Source organism: Pseudomonas sp. HY7a-MNA-CIBAN-0227 (assembly GCF_040310325.1).
GTDB lineage: Bacteria > Pseudomonadota > Gammaproteobacteria > Pseudomonadales > Pseudomonadaceae > Aquipseudomonas.
Genome location: NZ_JBEOPT010000162.1, coordinates 1 through 267, shown reverse-complemented (window position 1 = coordinate 267; position 267 = coordinate 1). Strand labels below are relative to the sequence as shown.

Genomic DNA, 267 nt, shown 5'->3' with positions numbered 1-267 from the left:
ATAATAATACCGATAAACCCCAGTTCTTCACCAATCACCGCAAAAATGAAATCAGTATGGGCTTCGGGTAAATACGCTAACTTCTGAATACTGTTACCCAATCCCTGACCAAACCAATCACCGCGGCCATAAGCCATTAATGATTGTGTTAATTGATAACCACTGCCAAATGGATCTTCCCACGGGTCCATAAATGAGGTCACTCGTCGCATACGATAAGGCTCAAATAGCACCAGTAATACGAATGTTGCTACGCCAAGTAAAACC

General features: G+C 42.7%; 1 protein-coding gene. It reads right to left on the bottom strand.

Going from position 1 to position 267, the window contains the following annotated elements:
- Window positions 1-267, bottom strand: a 267-nt coding sequence (locus AAEZ06_RS27415; RefSeq protein WP_350617260.1) for an FtsW/RodA/SpoVE family cell cycle protein, incomplete at both ends; no start/stop codon positions are given.